Origin of the sequence: Micrococcus sp. HSID17227, assembly GCF_003989405.1 — a bacterium.
GTDB lineage: Bacteria > Actinomycetota > Actinomycetes > Actinomycetales > Micrococcaceae > Micrococcus > Micrococcus luteus.
Map to the genome: position 1 here is coordinate 1 of NZ_RBLN01000402.1, position 1282 is coordinate 1282.

Annotated in this window: 2 pseudogenes; both read left to right on the plus strand. The window is 72.2% G+C overall.

Annotation, left to right across the window (positions count from 1 at the left end):
- Window positions 1–128 (plus strand): annotated as a pseudogene (locus tag D8M29_RS14005) (ATP-binding cassette domain-containing protein); the annotation flags it as partial.
- A gap of 1 nt (window position 129) precedes the next feature.
- Window positions 130–1230 (plus strand): annotated as a pseudogene (locus D8M29_RS12240) (3-hydroxyacyl-CoA dehydrogenase family protein); the annotation flags it as partial.
- Window positions 1231–1282 lie beyond the last annotated feature (52 nt).

The window sequence follows — 1282 nt, forward strand, 5'->3', positions numbered from 1 at the left end:
AGAAGTCCCTGCGCGGCGCCAACCTGTGGAACGAGGTCAAGGACCGCCTCGACAAGCCCGGCTCCGGCCTCTCCGGCGGTCAGCAGCAGCGTCTGTGCATCGCCCGCTCCATCGCGGTGCAGCCCGAGCCAGCTCGCCCTCGTCTTCGCCCGGCACCTGCGGGTGCCCGTCGTGATGACGGACATCGACGCCGAGCGTGTCGAGCGCGGCCTGGCGGGCGTGCGCGCGCAGGTCGAGAAGATGGTCTCCCGTGGACGGCTCTCCGCCGAGGACGGCGAGGCCCTGGCCGGGTTGATCACCGCGGACACGGACAAGGCGGTGTACGCGGACGCCGACATCGTCATCGAGGCCGTCTTCGAGGAGCTCGAGGTCAAGCGCACCGTCTTCCGCGAGCTCGAGGGCATCGTGCGTGAGGACGCCATCCTGATGACCAACACCTCGAGCCTGTCCGTGGCCGCCATGGCCGAGGTCCTCGAGCATCCCGAGCGCCTCGTGGGCTTCCACTTCTTCAACCCGGTGGCGGTCATGCCGCTCGTGGAGATCGTGCGGACCGAGGCGACGACGGATGAGGTCGTGGCCACCGCGTTCGAACTGACCCGCCGGCTCCGCAAGACCGGCGTGCTCGTCCACGACGCCACCGCGTTCGTGGTCAACCGCGTCCTGCTGCGCATGATGGGCGAGGTGCAGAACTCCTTCGACGAGGGCACCGACGCGCACGAGGCCGACCACGCGCTGGACCCGCTGGCCCTGCCGATGACGCCGTTCACCCTCCTGGCCATGGTCGGCATCCCCGTGGCCCAGCACGTGTCCGAGTCCCTCTCCGCGTCCTTCGGCGCGGAGCGCTTCCCGGTCTCGGCGAACCTGCAGCGCCTGATCGACGCCGGCAAGACCGCGATCTGGGCCAAGGACGTCCGCCCCGACCGGCGCGACGAGGAGGCCGCCGGCGCGACCGGCGAGCAGATCCCGGAGGCGACCGCGGCCCTGCTGGAGCAGGGCTCGACCCCGCAGACCTCCGAGGAGCTGCTGCGCCGGGTCGAGGACGCGCTGGCCGAGGAGATCGGCCTGCTCCTGGACGAGCGCGTCGTCGCGGCCCCCGAGGACGTGGACCTGTGCATGATCCTCGGCGCCAACTGGCCCCTGCACCTGGGCGGCATCACGCCGTACCTGGACGACTGCGGGGCCGCCGAGCGGGTGAACGGGCGGCGCTTCCACCCGGCCGCGCAGGCCTGACCGGCCCCGGCCGGGCCGTCCGCGACGGCCCGGCCCACGGCTCAGGCGATCG